The sequence below is a fragment of the Oxyplasma meridianum genome (genome assembly GCF_038024865.1).
Lineage (GTDB): Archaea > Thermoplasmatota > Thermoplasmata > Thermoplasmatales > Thermoplasmataceae > Oxyplasma > Oxyplasma meridianum.
The window spans coordinates 1287638-1302753 of sequence record NZ_CP133772.1 but is presented as its reverse complement, the minus strand read 5'-3'; the positions used below and the strand labels follow the sequence as shown (position 1 = coordinate 1302753).

13 protein-coding genes are annotated in these 15116 nt (G+C 41.5%); 7 read left to right on the top strand and 6 right to left on the bottom strand.

Going from position 1 to position 15116, the window contains the following annotated elements:
- Nucleotides 1–3 precede the first annotated feature (3 nt).
- The gene (locus OXIME_RS06905; protein WP_393971113.1) at nt 4–432 is read right to left on the bottom strand and encodes a DUF6015 family protein; all 429 of its coding nucleotides are present in this window, start codon (nt 430–432) and stop codon (nt 4–6) included.
- A gap of 369 nt (nt 433–801) precedes the next feature.
- Between OXIME_RS06905 and folP the strand changes: the two genes are divergently transcribed.
- The gene (gene folP / locus OXIME_RS06900) at nt 802–1782 is read left to right on the top strand and encodes a dihydropteroate synthase (protein WP_393971112.1); all 981 of its coding nucleotides are present in this window, start codon (nt 802–804) and stop codon (nt 1780–1782) included.
- A gap of 33 nt (nt 1783–1815) precedes the next feature.
- On the opposite strand, the gene OXIME_RS06895 is transcribed toward folP, so the two are convergent.
- On the bottom strand, nt 1816–2244 hold the full coding sequence (locus OXIME_RS06895) for a Fur family transcriptional regulator (RefSeq protein WP_393971111.1): 429 nt from the start codon (nt 2242–2244) through the stop codon (nt 1816–1818).
- Nucleotides 2245–2471: 227 nt separating this feature from the next.
- Here OXIME_RS06895 and OXIME_RS06890 point away from each other — a divergent pair, with 227 nt between their 5' ends.
- Nucleotides 2472–3050, top strand: coding sequence for a DUF981 family protein (locus OXIME_RS06890; RefSeq protein ID WP_393971110.1), 579 nt, complete (start codon nt 2472–2474; stop codon nt 3048–3050).
- Between the two features lie 109 nt (nt 3051–3159).
- Nucleotides 3160–4437, top strand: coding sequence for a cobyrinate a,c-diamide synthase (locus OXIME_RS06885; protein WP_393971109.1), 1278 nt, complete (start codon nt 3160–3162; stop codon nt 4435–4437).
- Between the two features lie 39 nt (nt 4438–4476).
- Here OXIME_RS06885 and OXIME_RS06880 read toward each other — a convergent pair whose 3' ends face one another.
- Nucleotides 4477–5658, bottom strand: coding sequence for an MFS transporter (locus OXIME_RS06880; RefSeq protein ID WP_393971108.1), 1182 nt, complete (start codon nt 5656–5658; stop codon nt 4477–4479).
- A gap of 272 nt (nt 5659–5930) precedes the next feature.
- On the opposite strand from OXIME_RS06880, the gene OXIME_RS06875 reads away from it, so the two are divergent.
- A complete protein-coding gene (locus tag OXIME_RS06875) occupies nt 5931–6485 on the top strand; it encodes a TATA-box-binding protein (protein ID WP_393971107.1) in 555 nt (184 codons plus the stop codon).
- Here OXIME_RS06875 and truD read toward each other — a convergent pair.
- Together truD and mqnC are read right to left on the bottom strand one after the other, a co-directional pair.
- On the bottom strand, nt 6477–7727 hold the full coding sequence (gene truD / locus OXIME_RS06870) for a tRNA pseudouridine(13) synthase TruD (protein WP_393971106.1): 1251 nt from the start codon (nt 7725–7727) through the stop codon (nt 6477–6479). The two genes, OXIME_RS06875 and truD, sit on opposite strands and share 9 nt — an antisense overlap.
- 2 nt (nt 7728–7729) lie before the next feature.
- Entirely contained in the window at nt 7730–8833 is a 1104-nt protein-coding gene (mqnC, locus tag OXIME_RS06865; protein ID WP_393971105.1) for a cyclic dehypoxanthinyl futalosine synthase, read from the bottom strand.
- Nucleotides 8834–9093: 260 nt separating this feature from the next.
- Here mqnC and OXIME_RS06860 point away from each other — a divergent pair, with 260 nt between their 5' ends.
- From OXIME_RS06860 to guaB, 3 genes are read left to right on the top strand one after another with little or no spacing between them, the layout of a single operon-like run.
- A complete protein-coding gene (locus OXIME_RS06860) occupies nt 9094–10209 on the top strand; it encodes a radical SAM protein (protein WP_393971104.1) in 1116 nt (371 codons plus the stop codon).
- A gap of 14 nt (nt 10210–10223) precedes the next feature.
- A complete protein-coding gene (locus OXIME_RS06855; RefSeq protein ID WP_393971103.1) occupies nt 10224–10964 on the top strand; it encodes an MqnA/MqnD/SBP family protein in 741 nt (246 codons plus the stop codon).
- 41 nt (nt 10965–11005) lie between these two features.
- Complete coding sequence (gene guaB / locus OXIME_RS06850) at nt 11006–12472, top strand: IMP dehydrogenase (protein WP_393971102.1); 1467 nt, start codon at nt 11006–11008, stop codon at nt 12470–12472.
- 260 nt (nt 12473–12732) lie between these two features.
- On the opposite strand, the gene acs is transcribed toward guaB, so the two are convergent.
- Complete coding sequence (gene acs / locus OXIME_RS06845) at nt 12733–14670, bottom strand: acetate--CoA ligase (protein WP_393971101.1); 1938 nt, start codon at nt 14668–14670, stop codon at nt 12733–12735.
- Between the last annotated feature and the right edge of the window lie 446 nt (nt 14671–15116).

Genomic DNA, 15116 nt, shown 5'->3' with positions numbered 1-15116 from the left:
CGCCTAATTCATTTTCCAGGATTCATCGGGAATATCCTCATAAATCTGGAATTCGTCAGAATCCTTCGCATGGGTCTCAACATTCTTCATCTGAGCAAGTTGTATTATTCGGTTTACGTTGAGAATCCAGTAATGTATCCTCCACTCGCGGCCATCATAAAGGGTGGTCTCCTCTCTTTCTGTCTGCAGCACCCCTATATCTTCCATGGTGTAAAAAGCATCCCTGTCTTCAGGTTCAAGCATATTGTCTATAACACGATCATTGTACCCAAAGAAGTTAATAAGATGTTCTGCGGCTTCTGCTGCTTCCTCCTGGCTCATCCGTCGCTGCTGGAGGCTGAGTCCTTTGCTGATTGCCTGTGATAGTTCAATCAGGTTGGTGTAGTTCCTATGGAACGTTACTGAATTCGTACCGTTGTTATTATTTTTCATATTAAGTCCATCTTTCTTTGTTATCGAAACAAGTAACCCTCATCGCAGATTCGTTAATAAGCTTATCCGGAAATAAGCATAATCTGCTCCCAGTTTGCTTTTTCAAAGCTTTTACTGCTGTTTTAGATACTAGTTTCAAGACCGTGGTATATATATGAAAATAACCGTTAATAAACATAGTGATTTTATAATAAGAAAGAAAGGTCTTAAAAAAAAGTTCAAAACAGATGGCAGAATGTATAAAGAATGAATAATTATCTTTGTAAGTAAAGTTCTGTAAAAAACAGAAGGGGATAATTCATGAACTCTCGATTTGCTGTATTTCCATCAAGGTTGAAGTATTTTTGCAATGAAATGGGAAAAATTCAGGTGGAAATATTCACTGAGTATGAAATGGAAAAAGCTGATAATGTGGGTGAAATCGGATATTCAAAGGAAAACCTGCACAGGTATGTTGCAACGGTTTCAGAGGAAGAGTTGAGGGAAATTTTTCACAAGGAAGGGTTATTTGAAGGGTATGAAAAGGATATATCTTCTATGTATTTTTCCTCCATTGAAAAATCCGGCATATCAACTAAAATCATGGGTATTTTAAATATAACTCCGGATTCTTTCTATCCGGGTTCAAGAGTAGAGGGCAGGAACATGTCCCAGGTAGACAGGATGCTGGATGAGAAACCTGACATCATAGATATTGGAGGTGAGAGTACAAGGCCAGGCAGTTCCCCTGTCAATCGTGAGAAAGAGACTGCAAGGATCCAGCCTGTATTGGAGTATATCTCAAACTGTTCAAACATTCCCATTTCAATTGACAGCAGGAATCCTGAAACCATATTAAAATGCCTGGACTTCAGGGTGAATTATATCAACGACATTAGCGGATTTACAAACAGGAAAATGATCAGAATAGCCTCTGAAACAGGCTTGAATGCCATCGTGATGCATATGAGGGGAACACCGGATAATATGCAGATGATGGCAGAATATGAGGACATTGTCATGGAAATCAATTCATTTCTCCTTGAGAGAATTTCTGAAATGATCTCTGCGGGAGTTAAACCTCATAATATAATCGTGGATCCCGGCTTAGGTTTCGCAAAGACATATCAGGGAAATATTGCAATACTCAGGAATATAGATTCATTCAGAGGGGCTTTTCCTCTCCTTGTGGGCACTTCAAGAAAAACATTCCTGGGCCATATAACCGGCAGGGACGTTAATGGAAGGCTAGCAGGAACTATAGCAACGTCTGTTTATCTCGCTGAAAAACATGTGGATATAGTCCGGGTTCACGATGTTGCGGAGAACAGGGATGCAATAAAAGTAACAGGAATACTTTCCGGAGAATGAATATTTAAAAGTGGGAAAGTGTGGGATTGGCAATCATGGCTTTACGCTCTGTATATTCGCGCATTTATCACACACGCCTGATAAGACAAGGCTGATATCTTCCACGCTGAATCCTTCAAGTGAGTTCATTTCTCGGATAAGATTCTGGCTTACTGGTATATCAAGGATCTCTCCACAGCTACGGCAGATAAAATTTCCATGAAATTCATGGTTTGTCTCAAACCATGTCGTTCCGTTTGCCTCAAAGGAGTTTATAGTCCCGGCGTCCTTCATTGCTTTCAGTATGTTATAAACCGTCGCCAGAGTTATTGTAGGTTCATTCTTTTTTACAGCCTTAAAAACATCCTCTGCTGTGAAATGCCCCGGAGTTTTACTATTTACAAACTTTATCACCTGGAGGCGCTGTGGTGTTATCTTGAATTTAGATTCCCTCAGTGCATTTACATAGTATTCCTTAGACATTTCACAAGTATATTAAGTAAAATCTAATAACATTTACTGATAATTCTCAGATCATCATTACAACCGTTTCGGGCACATCAGAATGTTTTTTTCTCTCTTATAAGGTCTCTTAAACATCTGAAATGGGGATATTTTTTATTAGATCTGCATTTTTGCTTAAATACAATGCCTGTTTATTAAGTGTATGCGTTTTTATCTTAACAATAATTAATAATATGGTGATAAAAATGACATATGTTGATCCATTGGCAGTAATGCTCATAGGACTGGGAATGGGGACTTTTCTCTCCGCCTTCTATTATTTTTTCAAGGCAAGAGGAAACGAGGAACAGATAAAAAATCTAATAGTTCCGGCTCTAGGTATAGGTATGTTTGATTTTATAAGTGGTTTTTACATGTCTTTTGCATGGCCAATGACCACTTACGCCACACCTTACAATATGCTGTTTGGTGATCCTCTGCTTCTGTTCGGGATCCTTCTCATGGTTTCAGCAGTGATGGTTTATAAGAACATGCATCTGGGCATGATTCCAATGCTTTTCGTGTTGCTTGGAATATATGTACTCGTAGGGGCCTACAGCATAGTTCAACTGAAACTTGAAACGGGAAACGATCTGATAACAGCTATGGGCCTCTATCTGTTCGATGGTATAGGGGCAATACTTGCACCTATTGCATATCTGAAACCTGAGGGGTCAAAGAAATCTGCTTACTATATTGAATGGATAATCCTGGGAGTGGGTACAATATTCGCCCTTGTCATAGGCTATATAGCTCTGAACGGGCATCTGGCTGCTCCGCCATAAAATCGCTCTTATTCTCTAATTTTTTTATCCAATTTAATTTTTTAAAATAGCCATCAGCAAAGCATAATTAGGGGAAAGAATAACATAAAACAATGCTATAATATACCCAATGAAAGTCATTGGAGTCACAGCACCATCCACAGGTTCCGGAAAAACAAGTGTTTCACTGGCTCTGTTAAGTAGTCTGAATAATTCAGTGTCTGTTAAGGTTGGACCTGATTACATTGACGGTTCCCTAGGATCTGCAGTGAGTGGAAAACCTGCCCATAACCTGGACAGATGGATTCAGGGGAGGGATTTTATGAGAAGATTCAGATGGCTTTCTTCAGTTTATGACTTTGCAGTGGTTGAAGGGGTCATGGGGATGTATGATTCCGGATCACCTGTTAACCTGAGCACTGACTACTATTTCAGAAAGATTGGCATTCCATACATCCTTGTTATAGATGTATCAAAACTTGCTGAATCAGCTTATTATATTGCAAAAGGTTTCATTGGTCGCAACTGCATAGGGGTTGTTATCAACAACTTTTATTCCGAAAAGCACCTGATCATTGTCAGAAAAGCCTTTTCAGATCATGGTGTTCCCATAATCGGGGAAATACCTCATGCGGAGGAACTGAAGATCCCGGAAAGGCATCTGGGGCTAAAGACGGCAGGAGAGATGCCTGATATCAGGGAAAAAGCAGTACATTTCTCCCAGTTCATTGATTTTTCATTCATTGATAAGCTGAAAGATATTCCTTTAATACCAGAAGACCGGAAACCTTTATTGGTGGGAGGGGGAAATATTTACGTGGCATACGACAACGCCTTCAATTTTTATTATGGTGAATCTCTTGATTTTCTGGGAAGGATAGGAAAACTTCACTATTTTTCACCACTAAAGGGAGAGATACCGGAGAATCCTCATATGATTTATCTTGGAGGAGGTTACCCGGAACTTTATGCCTCCAAACTTGCCGAAAAGTCTCATCTTAACCATGCCCTAAAGACATACTCGGATCAGGGGGTTCCAATTCTGGCCGAGTGCGGTGGGTTGATGTATCTGGAATCCACTTTTGAATCAAAGGAATCTTCACTGAAATTTCCCGGAATATTCGGAGGTTCGGTAAAGATGACCGGGAAACTTACCCTTGGTTACACAAAGCTCAATGTTCTGAAGGATAACTTACTATTCCGCAGAGGAGAAGTAGTTTATGGGCATGAGTACCATTACAGTGATATAGAGGACAGTTGGGAAAAGACCATGCAGAATGTTCTGGGAAAAGGGATACAGGGCTATGATGGCCTGTATTCTATGAATACACAGGGATCATACTCACATTTTGACCTTATGCGCTACGGAAAGAGGCTGTCAGGATCCATTGCGAAATTCATGCGGTAACTTTAATGATTTTAAAAATCCCATAGATCAAACCTGGTCTCAGGCATCCTTGCCCTTATTATTGTACTTCCTGAAGAAGAATACGTAGAGAATTGGATCAAACAGAGAAACAATGCCGGCAAATGTAAACATGAAGATAATAGAACCTGCAGAGAGAAGGAAGCTCCCAAAGGTGGTTGATACACCGTAAGGCAGCCTTCTTGCAATTCCAGTGAGGCTATTCCCCCTCGCTCTCTCTTCAGCGTTGAGGAGTCCCATCTGGAAACTCTGCCTTATGGGAAGTGCAAGCTGGTAAAATCCGGTTCTCAGCGCATAAACTCCGCCCGCGACCAGGGGAGGAACAAAAGGCATAACTATGAAGAGAACTGATCCTAGAGTCCTGAAAATACCTATTGCATAGATAGACCCGAATATATGCTCCATACTTAAAGAGAATATTACACCAACCCCGGCCGCTACATAAGAAGCAGTGAAAATGATTGAAATAATGTATGGCTGAAGACCTATTTCCAGAAACCATAGAGATATAATGGGTGTTATCACCCCAAGCCCTGCACTGCCAAGGGCACCCGAAAGCCCAATCTTAAGGATGTTTTTCCCTGATTTTTTAGGTATAACCTGTCTCTTTTCATCTTTTTCTCTTTTGCGTATTTTTGTATCCTCCAGCATGAAGGTAAGGGCAATGGAAGAAAGGTTGAGCAGAAGTGCAAGAAGGAAAAGGTAGGTGTAGAAATCAGAGATATATTTTTCAAAGACGGAAGAAACGAAACTGCCGGCAATGGCAGAGACAATTGAAACTATCATGAGCAAAGAGTAAATTCTTGTCCTCTTTGAAGAAGATACCTTATCAGCAACAAATGCAGTCATTATTGGTGCTACCGGGCCTCCACCTGCACCACCTCCAATGGCACTAAAAGATATTCCGAATATGGCAGTTATGAATGTTATGGCAAAATTATGGGTGAGAAGAAAAATAACGAAAATAAATGCCGGAAGTCCAGACATTATGATAAGTGTCTTCTTCTTGCTGTATAGATCACCCATGAAACCTGATACAAGAACCAGTGCAGCACTGGCTATGGTGGCAACAAGTGCATATACACCTACCTCAATGTCGGAATAGCCTATATGTTTAAGGAAGAGAGGGACAAGGAATGAAATATATCCAAAATAAAAACTTCTCAGTCCTCTTATTGTGCCGAGAATTGGAATCTGTCTCATTTCCCCTGATATAGACTTTAATTATTAAACTATTCAGGTTCATTCAGACAGTTCTAAAGGCTTCTGAACACCTTGAATCTAATGCAAAAGAGAATAAGGTAATAGTTGAAAACATGGACAAAGCATTTGACATGGCCATGCGTAAGAAGATGAAAGTGGTGACGGACACTAAACCATTTTTCATTATAATATGGGAAAAGGTATTAATATATGTAAGGATCAATGAATCATGTTTAAATACTCTATATATATAAACGACGAAAGGGTTTTTTATGAGTGAAAAAGAAAAGATTACCATAGAAAATATTGTTGCATCAACTTCACTGGCAGAACATCTCGATCTTAGCAAGATTGCTCTTGCCCTGGAAGGATCAGAATACGAACCAGAACAGTTCCCAGGGTTAATATACAGGCTACAGGACCCAAAGACGGCAGTTCTTATTTTTAGGAGCGGAAAGGTAAACTGTACAGGGGCAAAGAATCTGGCAAACGTAAGACTCACCATAGAGAAAATCATTCAGAAATTAAAGAAGGCAGGTATTGAAGTCTACGATAATCCTGATATAGTGGTACAGAACATTGTTGCAGTTTATGACCTTGAATCAGATCTGAACCTTACCGATATTGCAATGTCGCTTGGACTTGAAAACGTTGAATATGAACCGGAGCAGTTCCCCGGACTGGTTTATAGGGTGGAAGAGCCTAAGGTGGTTCTCCTTCTCTTCGGTTCCGGAAAAGTCGTGTGCACCGGTGCAAAGGAAGAGAGCGAAATAGAGCAGGCAGTGATAAAGGTTAAAAAGGAATTGCAGAAAGTAGGTTTAATCTGAATCCCTTAGTATCTCTCTGAGGAGAGAAGTGGCGTAAATGCCCCTTCCAAGGGAAAAATCAAGAGTATTTTTTTCCGGAATTTTTAAGTCAACAGGTTTTGCAGATATAATCCTCCTCTCTCCAGAAGAAGACATGGAAGGATCCGAGGCTATTCGGAACATTTCAGGTGAAACCTTCTCAATTTCCATTACGTGATTTTCTATGTCTCCCTGCACTCCTCCGGAAAAATTGGTTTCATATCCCACCAGAGGAGCTGTAACCCTTACTTTGTCCATAAGGGAGAGTCTTGATATCTTATCCAGATTGAATTTTGTAACCTTGATATACCCTTCACTGGCAACCGGATTGAAATATCTGTCAACAGGTATGGCAATATCTCCCTCAGACACCTCTGAAAGATTTCCAAGTCTTTTGAATCTTTCAGAGACCATTATATTGAAAAGATAGGACTGGTAGGCATGGACAAAGATCATTCTCAGGTTCAGAGGGAATTTGGAAAACGCAGACTTAAAGTCACCTGTTTCGGCTATATGACTCAACAACGATCTCTCAAAATTAAGGTGCATGGGAAAGGTCTTCAGCGCATCACCGGCATCAAGGGTTCTGTAGAACTCCAGCCGGAAGTTCTCATGGTCAATATCTGGATCTCCAATGTACCTTTTTACGGCCTCATCCAGATCTCCATTCACAATATACTTTCCAATTTTATGTGTATTTGTTCTTATGGAACCAAATCTCTGTATTCCAAAATAGTTGGGAAAACCTCCTTTTGATAAGATCTCATCATATGTCCCCATGATCTCTGTATTATGGTTTTTTTCATCTTCTATGCTTATTATAAAGCGATTTCCAAGGAGTTCACCCAGTTTCAGCATGTGGTCGCTCCTAAAAGTTTCGAGAATTTCCACGTCTCCCAGCCTGGATTTTTCCAGGCCGTAAGGGGTGTTGATGCAGAAATATTGTGTTGTCACAGCGGTCTTATCCTTTGTTCCGGCATACGTGATTCTCTTCCTGCTCACACCCAGTTCCCTGGAAAGTTTCATAAGAAAGCGGTTATTATCCCAGTTCCTCAACCTGATCCTAAGATAGAGATATTTCCCGTCTGGCTTTCTTGGAATATTCACCGGTATTTCATCGACAATAAAGTCCTCAGGTTCATTCTTTATTTTTCCAGGTATTCCAGCACTGGATGAAACCCGGGCGTATATGCCTATCTCTCTCTCTTTCTCCGTAAAAGGCATGCTCAGTAGTATTTTAAGACCTGGTACAGGTTGTCTCTTTCCACAGGGATCATGCCGATTGATTTCAAATTGTTTATTATTGATTCTTTCCTGAGGTTTCCAACACTCTTTCCTGTTGCCGGTATGACTTTCTCATCATAGATAGTTCCTCCCCAGTCATTAGCCCCGAAGAGTATGGCCATCTGCCCCATCTGAATCCCGTTTGTAAGCCATGAACTCTGTACAACAGGAATATGCCTGTTCAAAACAATCCTTGAGATTGCTATATTTCTCAATACGTCAAGCCCCCCGGCCCTGTAATTGACCTTTCCCTCTCTCTGGAGCTTTGTGTTGCCAGGTTCAAAATTCCATGGTGTGAACGAGAGGAAACCATTGTATTTTTTCTGCAGGTTGACCAGAGAAATAAGGTGATCTGCCTTGTGCCGGCTCTCCTCTACATGACCGAACATCATTGTCGCAGATGTCTTAATCCCCAGTTTATGAGCCTCTTCCATTATCTTTAGCCACTCTTCTCCGCTGTTAAGTGGCCTTCCAAGTTCCTTCCTTACATCGGCTGAAAATATCTCTGCGCCTGCCCCAGGAATGGTTTGCAATCCGCTCTCCCTGAGCTTTGAAATAACCTGAGCATAGGTCATCTTTTCTTTTCTTGATATGAACGAAATCTCTGAGGTTGAGAGGCCATGTATCCCAAGATTAGGAAATTTCTCCCTTATTGCATTGAACATATCTGTGTAATATGAGAGAGGAAGAGAGGGATTAACTCCACCCTGTATGAGGAGCTGCCTGATTCCGTACCTGGAATAGTACCGGTCAATTTCATCAATAACCTGTTCCTTTGTCATGGTATATGCATCATCTTCGCTACCGGTCCTGTAAAATGCGCAGAAATTGCATCTTACATTGCACACGTTTGTGTAATTGAGAATAAGGTTGGAAACAAAGGAGACGTATCTGCCTGTGATCCTATCAGTAACATTCCTGGCGATTCTCCCAAGCTGATACAGATCTGCTTCGTCATACATGTAGATTATCTCTTCCTGGCTGATTTCCTCGCCAGAAAGTGACTTTCGCTCTATCTCATAAAGAGGATCAGAATATTGAAACATGACGGCAGATTTTAATATATCTAATAAGGTTTGTTCATTGTAAGTTCCTGAGTTGCAGATGTATTGCAGAACAGATCACAGGTCCTTGAATCATTGTTGAGATACTCATACACCACAATAACAGAAAGAATGCTGTTCGTAATCCGGAATTGAGATAATCTGCCGACTGGTGGTATAGTTAATCTGCAGAATGTACCAGAGTATTTAAAAATTATAATCCCTTCATAAAACATTATTAGATAATATTGCATATTGAATACATGGAATTGATGGGTGGCTACCCAGAAGAATACTGGTTTGATGAACTTAACGCAGATAAGCCTATCACTTACAGTGAATCGCTGAAGTTGATGGAGGAACTTGATCTCTTTTCACTAATGGACTTGGGGAATCAACTTACCTCAAGACAGGTTGGAAATGTTGTAACCTACGCTGTATCATACAATATAAATTATTCAAATTACTGCGCGGCAAGCTGCCCCATCTGTGCATTTTATGTGCCCATGACTCTCAAGGGGAGAAGCAATAAGGGCTATGAACTTTCAGTTGACGATGTCAGGAAAGAGGTTGAGAAGGCAAAATCTTTAGGGTCAACAGAAATACATATTGTTGGGGGTTTCAACTCCGACCTGCCTGTGGAGTATTATGAGGAGATATTTTCTACTGTCAAGAAATATGATCCGGATATAACACTGAAGGCTCTCACAATACCTGAAATTGACTTTATAGCCAGGACAACCGGGAATTCAATTAAAGAACTTATATCAAGACTCAGGGCTGCAGGAATGGATGCCCATACAGGAGGCGGGGCTGAAATATTTAACCATGATGTCAGGGTACAGGTCTCCACAAAGGAGAAAATAAGCGGTGAAAAATGGCTTGAAGACGCCAAAATAATCCATTCCATGGGCGTAAAGGGGAATTCAACAATGACATACGGGCATGTGGAGAAGTGGGAGGATATAATCGATCATATTGTAAGAATAAGGGACAATCAGATTGAGGTTCCGGGATTTCTTTCTTTTATCCCTCTGAAATTCAGCTTGGAAAACACACCTCTCCAGAAAATGGGGAAAGTAACCACAGCTTCATCTGGCGAGAAGGATCTTAAGGTAATTTCACTTGCCAGGATCATAGCCGGGAAATATATCGGGAATATAAGCGTATACTGGGTTGCACTGGGAAAAGAAATCGCCCAACTTGCCATAAATGGAGGTGGTAGCGATCTTGTAGGTACGGCATACAGCGAGAAGGTATTCGGGGCAACCGACAGGAAGGAGGGTTCTTCAGTGGAAGAGCTTAACATGATGGTAAAGCAGGCAGGGAAGATACCAGCCCAGAGAGACACCTTCTATAACATAAAGCACTACTTCTGAGAGAAGTGTAAAAAATGATATCGCTCATAGACTTTACTCACAGTTTTCCTCTAATAGAAGCACTATCCTCACAGACAAAGATGTCAAGGGGCAGTCCAGGTGAGAACCTCATAGGTGTTCTGGATGGGAAATATTCAATGGCAATGGTTTCTCTGGTGTCATATCTTGAAAATAAGGATGATCTTTACCTTGTAAAAGGTGCAAACATCCACACAAAGGCACAGACACTTTCAACTCTCTTGGTTTCAAGGGAAAAGGATCTGAATAACCAAATGGGCATTGCGGTAACTGCACATACCAGAACAACAGAACTTTACATGGATCTTGTGCTTTCCAGGATGGGGATAAGCCCAAAAAAAATCTACAGCAAGAGCACCGAGGCCTCTGAGTTGCTTGAGGAGGCAGAATATGCACTTGTCATTGGAGATGAGGCACTAAGGTATTTTCAAGGAAACGGAAAGATAATACTTGATATTGGTTACGAAGTGTCACATTTCTTCAAACTTGAACCTCTCTATGCGGTTACAGTTGCTAGAAAGGATTCTGTAGACATGGAGGAGGCCAGGATTCTGGAAGAAAGCTTAAAACTAAGTGGCAATTTTATATTGGAGTCCATTGAGAAAGGATCAGTTGAGAGAGGAATAAGCAGGGATATTCTGGAATACTATTACAAACTGATCAGCTATGGCTACAGTATGCAACAGGACAGAACACTTGACTTTGTAAGGTATATGCTGGAACCCATAAAACACTGATTTGAAGCCTTCCTGTCAATGTATATATACATATTTGCCCTATGGGCAACATGTTTAAGGATAAATTTACCTCAATAAGGGAGGGATATACATTTGATGATGTCTTGCTTCTTCCTGCAAAAACATCTGTAGAACCTAAAGAGGTTGAAATTTTTTCGAAAGTTTCACGGAACATAAATGTTAGGGTACCAATAGTAAGCTCTCCTATGGACACAGTCACAGAGGCCGATATGGCCATTGCAATTGCAAGGTATGGTGGAATAGGGATTGTACACAGGAACATGACTGTAAATGAGCAGGCCAGGATAGTTGTAAAAGTAAAGAGATCAGAATCAACCATAATCAGGAACGTCCTCACAGTTTCCCCAGAGACTTCACTCGTAGAAGTACGGAGCATAATGAAAGCAAAGAATGTTAGCGGTTTTCCTGTTGTATCAGGAGAAAAACTGGTTGGCATTCTGACTAAAAGAGATTTGGAATTTGCTGGAAAATCAAGCAAAGTTGTAAATGAAGTAATGGTAAAGGACGTAGTTTCAGCTCCAGACAATATCAATATAGAAGATGCAAGAGAGATACTTTACAGGAACAGGATAGAAAAACTTCCTCTTGTTGATAAGGGAAATCGTGTGGTGGGCCTCATTACTGCAAAGGATATTGTCACACGTGAGAAGTTTCCCGACGCCACAAGGGACAGCAAGGGCCAGCTTATGGTTGGAGCGGCAGTCGGACCGTTTGATATAGAGAGGGCGCAGACCATGGAAAAAATGGGTGCTGACCTTATCGTCATCGATACTGCACATGCCCATAATGAAAACGTTCTCAATTCCCTAAAGAAAATGCGCAAAGGGATTTCCATTGACCTTGTAGCTGGGAACATTGCAACAGCCAAAGCCGCAGAGGACCTTATATCCACCGGTGTGGATGGCCTTAGAGTGGGAATTGGGCCAGGATCAATATGCACAACGAGAATAATAGCTGGAATCGGCGTCCCTCAGATTACTGCTATTTCAGATGTTGCGGAGGCTGCAAGCAGTGAGAATATACCTGTAATAGCAGACGGTGGAATCAGGTATTCAGGCGATATTGTAAAGGCACTGGCAGCTGGAGCAAACGTGGTTATGCTTGGATCACTTCTTGCCGGAACAGAGGAAAGTCCTGGCGTTGAGATGATCATAAACGGGAGAAAATACAAGTCGTACAGGGGAATGGGATCCATAGGTGCTATACAAACGGGCATATCGGACAGGTACGGAAAGATAGGTGCAAACAAGTTTGTGGCAGAAGGAGTGGAGGGTGCTGTTCCTTACAGGGGAAAGGTTGAAGAGGTCCTATTTCAGTTGATGGGCGGACTCAAATCTGGAATGGGATACGTTGGGGCAAGAACGGTTCAGGACCTCAGAGAAAATGGGGAATTTGTGAAAATTACTTCAAGTGGCCTCAGGGAGAGTCATCCCCATGATATCAGAATAATGATGGAACCCCCAAACTACCAGATTTACCAGACCTGAAACTGTTTTTAAGTTAAAGTAATGCGGTTTCCAGTGAATCAACAATTCAATCCATGCTAAGGTTCCATCTCCTGAATAGGGCATTGAGTAAATGGCGTGTTAAACAGTGAATAACTGGTTATTTACCTCCTTATTTATTGCAGTGCATCAGCCCTTCTTATTATAGGAGTATCTCGAAAAAAATGAAAAATTATGGTAATAATGCAGGCCGATTAGTATATCTGCCAGGTTTAAAAAAAAGAGAAGGAGAAAAGGGAAAGCTACTTTGATACTTTCCTGAACTCCTCTATGGCCTCCTTTACTTCTTCCACTGACGCAGTGTTTTCAAGGGTACTGATATCACCCGGAAACTGGTTAAGGGCCACTGCCTTGACTACTCTCCTCATGATCTTTCCGCTTCGAGTCTTAGGGAGTGTCTTGACTATATGTATCTCTTCAGGTACGTATATGGGTCCCAGGTTTTCCCGTATATTCTTCCTTATCTTTGCAATGACCTCACGATCGTTGACAAATTCGTCCTTTAAAACAACGAAAGCCACAATAACCTCGCCTTTTACGCTGTCGGGTTTTCCAAAGACTGCAGATTCTGCCACTTCACGAGAAGAAATTAGTGCGTCTTCAACCTCTATTGTCCCCAGCCTGTGTCCGGAAACGTTCAGTACCTCATCTGATCTCCCTAGAAGCCAGTAATAACCATCCTGATCCTTCATCGCATAGTCTGCGCAGAAGTACATTCCAGGATACTTTTCAAAATACACCTGCTTAAATCTCTCAGGATCGTTGTTCAAGGTCATCAGCATCCCCGGCCAAGGTCTCTTATAGGCAATATATCCTTTCTGCCCGGCTGGCACTTCTTTTCCATTTTCATCCAGCACCACGGGTTCAACACCTGGCATGGGAAATGTTCCGGATCCGGGTTTTAGTGGCGGAAGTCCCAGGCCCAATGAAGGAGCGATCATGCATCCTCCTGTTTCCGTCTGCCAGTAGGTGTCAATTATTGGGCATTTAGAATTTCCCACATTCTCATAATACCATTTCCAGGCCGCAGGATTAATCGGTTCTCCAACCGTTCCAAGAGTTTTTAGTGTGGAAAGGTCATGCATTTTGGGGTATCTGTCACCATACCTCATCAGCGTCCTTATTGCTGTGGGCGAGGTATAGAGGATGTTTACCCTGTATTTTTCAATGATTTCCCACATTCTGTCAGGTGCCGGGTAGGTTATCGCCCCTTCAAACATTATGGATGTTAGCCCAAGGATAAGGGGGGCAAAGACAATGTAACTGTGCCCAGTAACCCATCCAATATCCGCTGCACACCACCACCTATCGTCTTCCTGAGGATCGAATGCCCATTTGAGTGTGTTTGCTACCCATACGCTGTATCCTCCATTTCCATGGAGAACTCCCTTTGGTTTTCCTGTAGTTCCAGAACTGTAGAGCAAATAGAGAGGATCATTGGCGTCCATCCATTCAGGTTCCACATGAGTCTGTCCATCCTTCACTGTGTCATGCCACCATATATCCCTCCCCTCTTCCATGTTCACGGAAGTTCCAGTTCTTTTCACTACAATGACGGTTCCCACCGATGATGTCTCCTCAAGCGCCTCGTCTACTATCTTCTTGAGTTCCACAACCTTCCCATTCCTGTTGGCACCATCAGAGGTGACGATCAATTTTGCCCCAGAGTCCTTTATCCTGTCTGCAAGGGCACCTGCACCGTAACCTGCAAAAACGAAAGAGAACACAACTCCAATTCTGGCACATGCAAGCATCGCCACAGGAGCCTCAAGAATCATTGGAAGGTAAATAATGATCCTGTCACCTTTCTTCATTCCAAGATCAATCAGGGACCTAGCAAAATTGTTAACCCTTCTCAAAAGGCCATCATATGTGACAATTTTTTCTTCCCCGTTCTCTGCCACCCAGATATAAGCTGCCTTGTTTCGTCTGTGCATTTTAACATGCCTGTCAAGCGCATTGTAACTTACATTTAGCTTACCTCCCTTAAACCACTTGTAAAACGGGGGATTGCTGTCGTCGAGCATAACATCGTAATCTCTGTACCATTCAACAACCTTTGAAGCCTCCTTCCAAAATTTCTCCGGTTCCTCCATAGATTTTCTGTACACTTCCTCATAATTACTCTTTCTTGGATTATAGAACTCTTTTATGGGCAGTGCTTCATTCTCCTCTCTCATATTAAAGAGAATTTTTAACAACTCATTAAATTTTGCCTACCATTGATCTGAGAACCATGTTACGGAGGTCTCGGTTAAAAATGTGTCTGTCAGATTCCAGAATCTCTTATAATAATAAAAGATAAATCTCTTGAAACATTCCCTGATCTTATCCTGCCACTTGCAATATTCTTTTGGAAGGGAGATAGTCAATTTATAATTTATATCTGCCAGCAAGGGTCACATTATTTATCACTAGTATAATCTAAAAAGAGGGAACCAATAGCCTTGTTTCTTCTATTCATATCCATATGAATTCTTTTAAATTTTCCCATATTTTTCCATGATCCTGAAACTAAGTTCGGAAAAAAATATAATAACAGAGATCATATCTAAAACCGGAGTTAAATTCAAGTAAAGTAAGCATCCCTGCTTCCTCCATTCGTCAAAATTTATATCCCGACTCT

Bases quoted from the DNA above. Each gene is read 5' to 3' on its own strand.
- OXIME_RS06905 (WP_393971113.1), bottom strand. From the start codon at position 432: ATGAAAAATAATAACAACGGTACGAATTCAGTAACGTTCCATAGGAAC.
- OXIME_RS06895 (WP_393971111.1), bottom strand. From the start codon at position 2,244: ATGTCTAAGGAATACTATGTAAATGCACTGAGGGAATCTAAATTCAAG.
- OXIME_RS06890 (WP_393971110.1), top strand. From the start codon at position 2,472: ATGACATATGTTGATCCATTGGCAGTAATGCTCATAGGACTGGGAATG.
- OXIME_RS06885 (WP_393971109.1), top strand. From the start codon at position 3,160: ATGAAAGTCATTGGAGTCACAGCACCATCCACAGGTTCCGGAAAAACA.
- OXIME_RS06880 (WP_393971108.1), bottom strand. From the start codon at position 5,658: ATGAGACAGATTCCAATTCTCGGCACAATAAGAGGACTGAGAAGTTTT.
- OXIME_RS06875 (WP_393971107.1), top strand. From the start codon at position 5,931: ATGAGTGAAAAAGAAAAGATTACCATAGAAAATATTGTTGCATCAACT.
- truD (WP_393971106.1), bottom strand. From the start codon at position 7,727: ATGCCTTTTACGGAGAAAGAGAGAGAGATAGGCATATACGCCCGGGTT.
- mqnC (WP_393971105.1), bottom strand. From the start codon at position 8,833: ATGTTTCAATATTCTGATCCTCTTTATGAGATAGAGCGAAAGTCACTT.
- OXIME_RS06860 (WP_393971104.1), top strand. From the start codon at position 9,094: ATGGAATTGATGGGTGGCTACCCAGAAGAATACTGGTTTGATGAACTT.
- OXIME_RS06855 (WP_393971103.1), top strand. From the start codon at position 10,224: ATGATATCGCTCATAGACTTTACTCACAGTTTTCCTCTAATAGAAGCA.
- guaB (WP_393971102.1), top strand. From the start codon at position 11,006: ATGGGCAACATGTTTAAGGATAAATTTACCTCAATAAGGGAGGGATAT.
- acs (WP_393971101.1), bottom strand. From the start codon at position 14,670: ATGAGAGAGGAGAATGAAGCACTGCCCATAAAAGAGTTCTATAATCCA.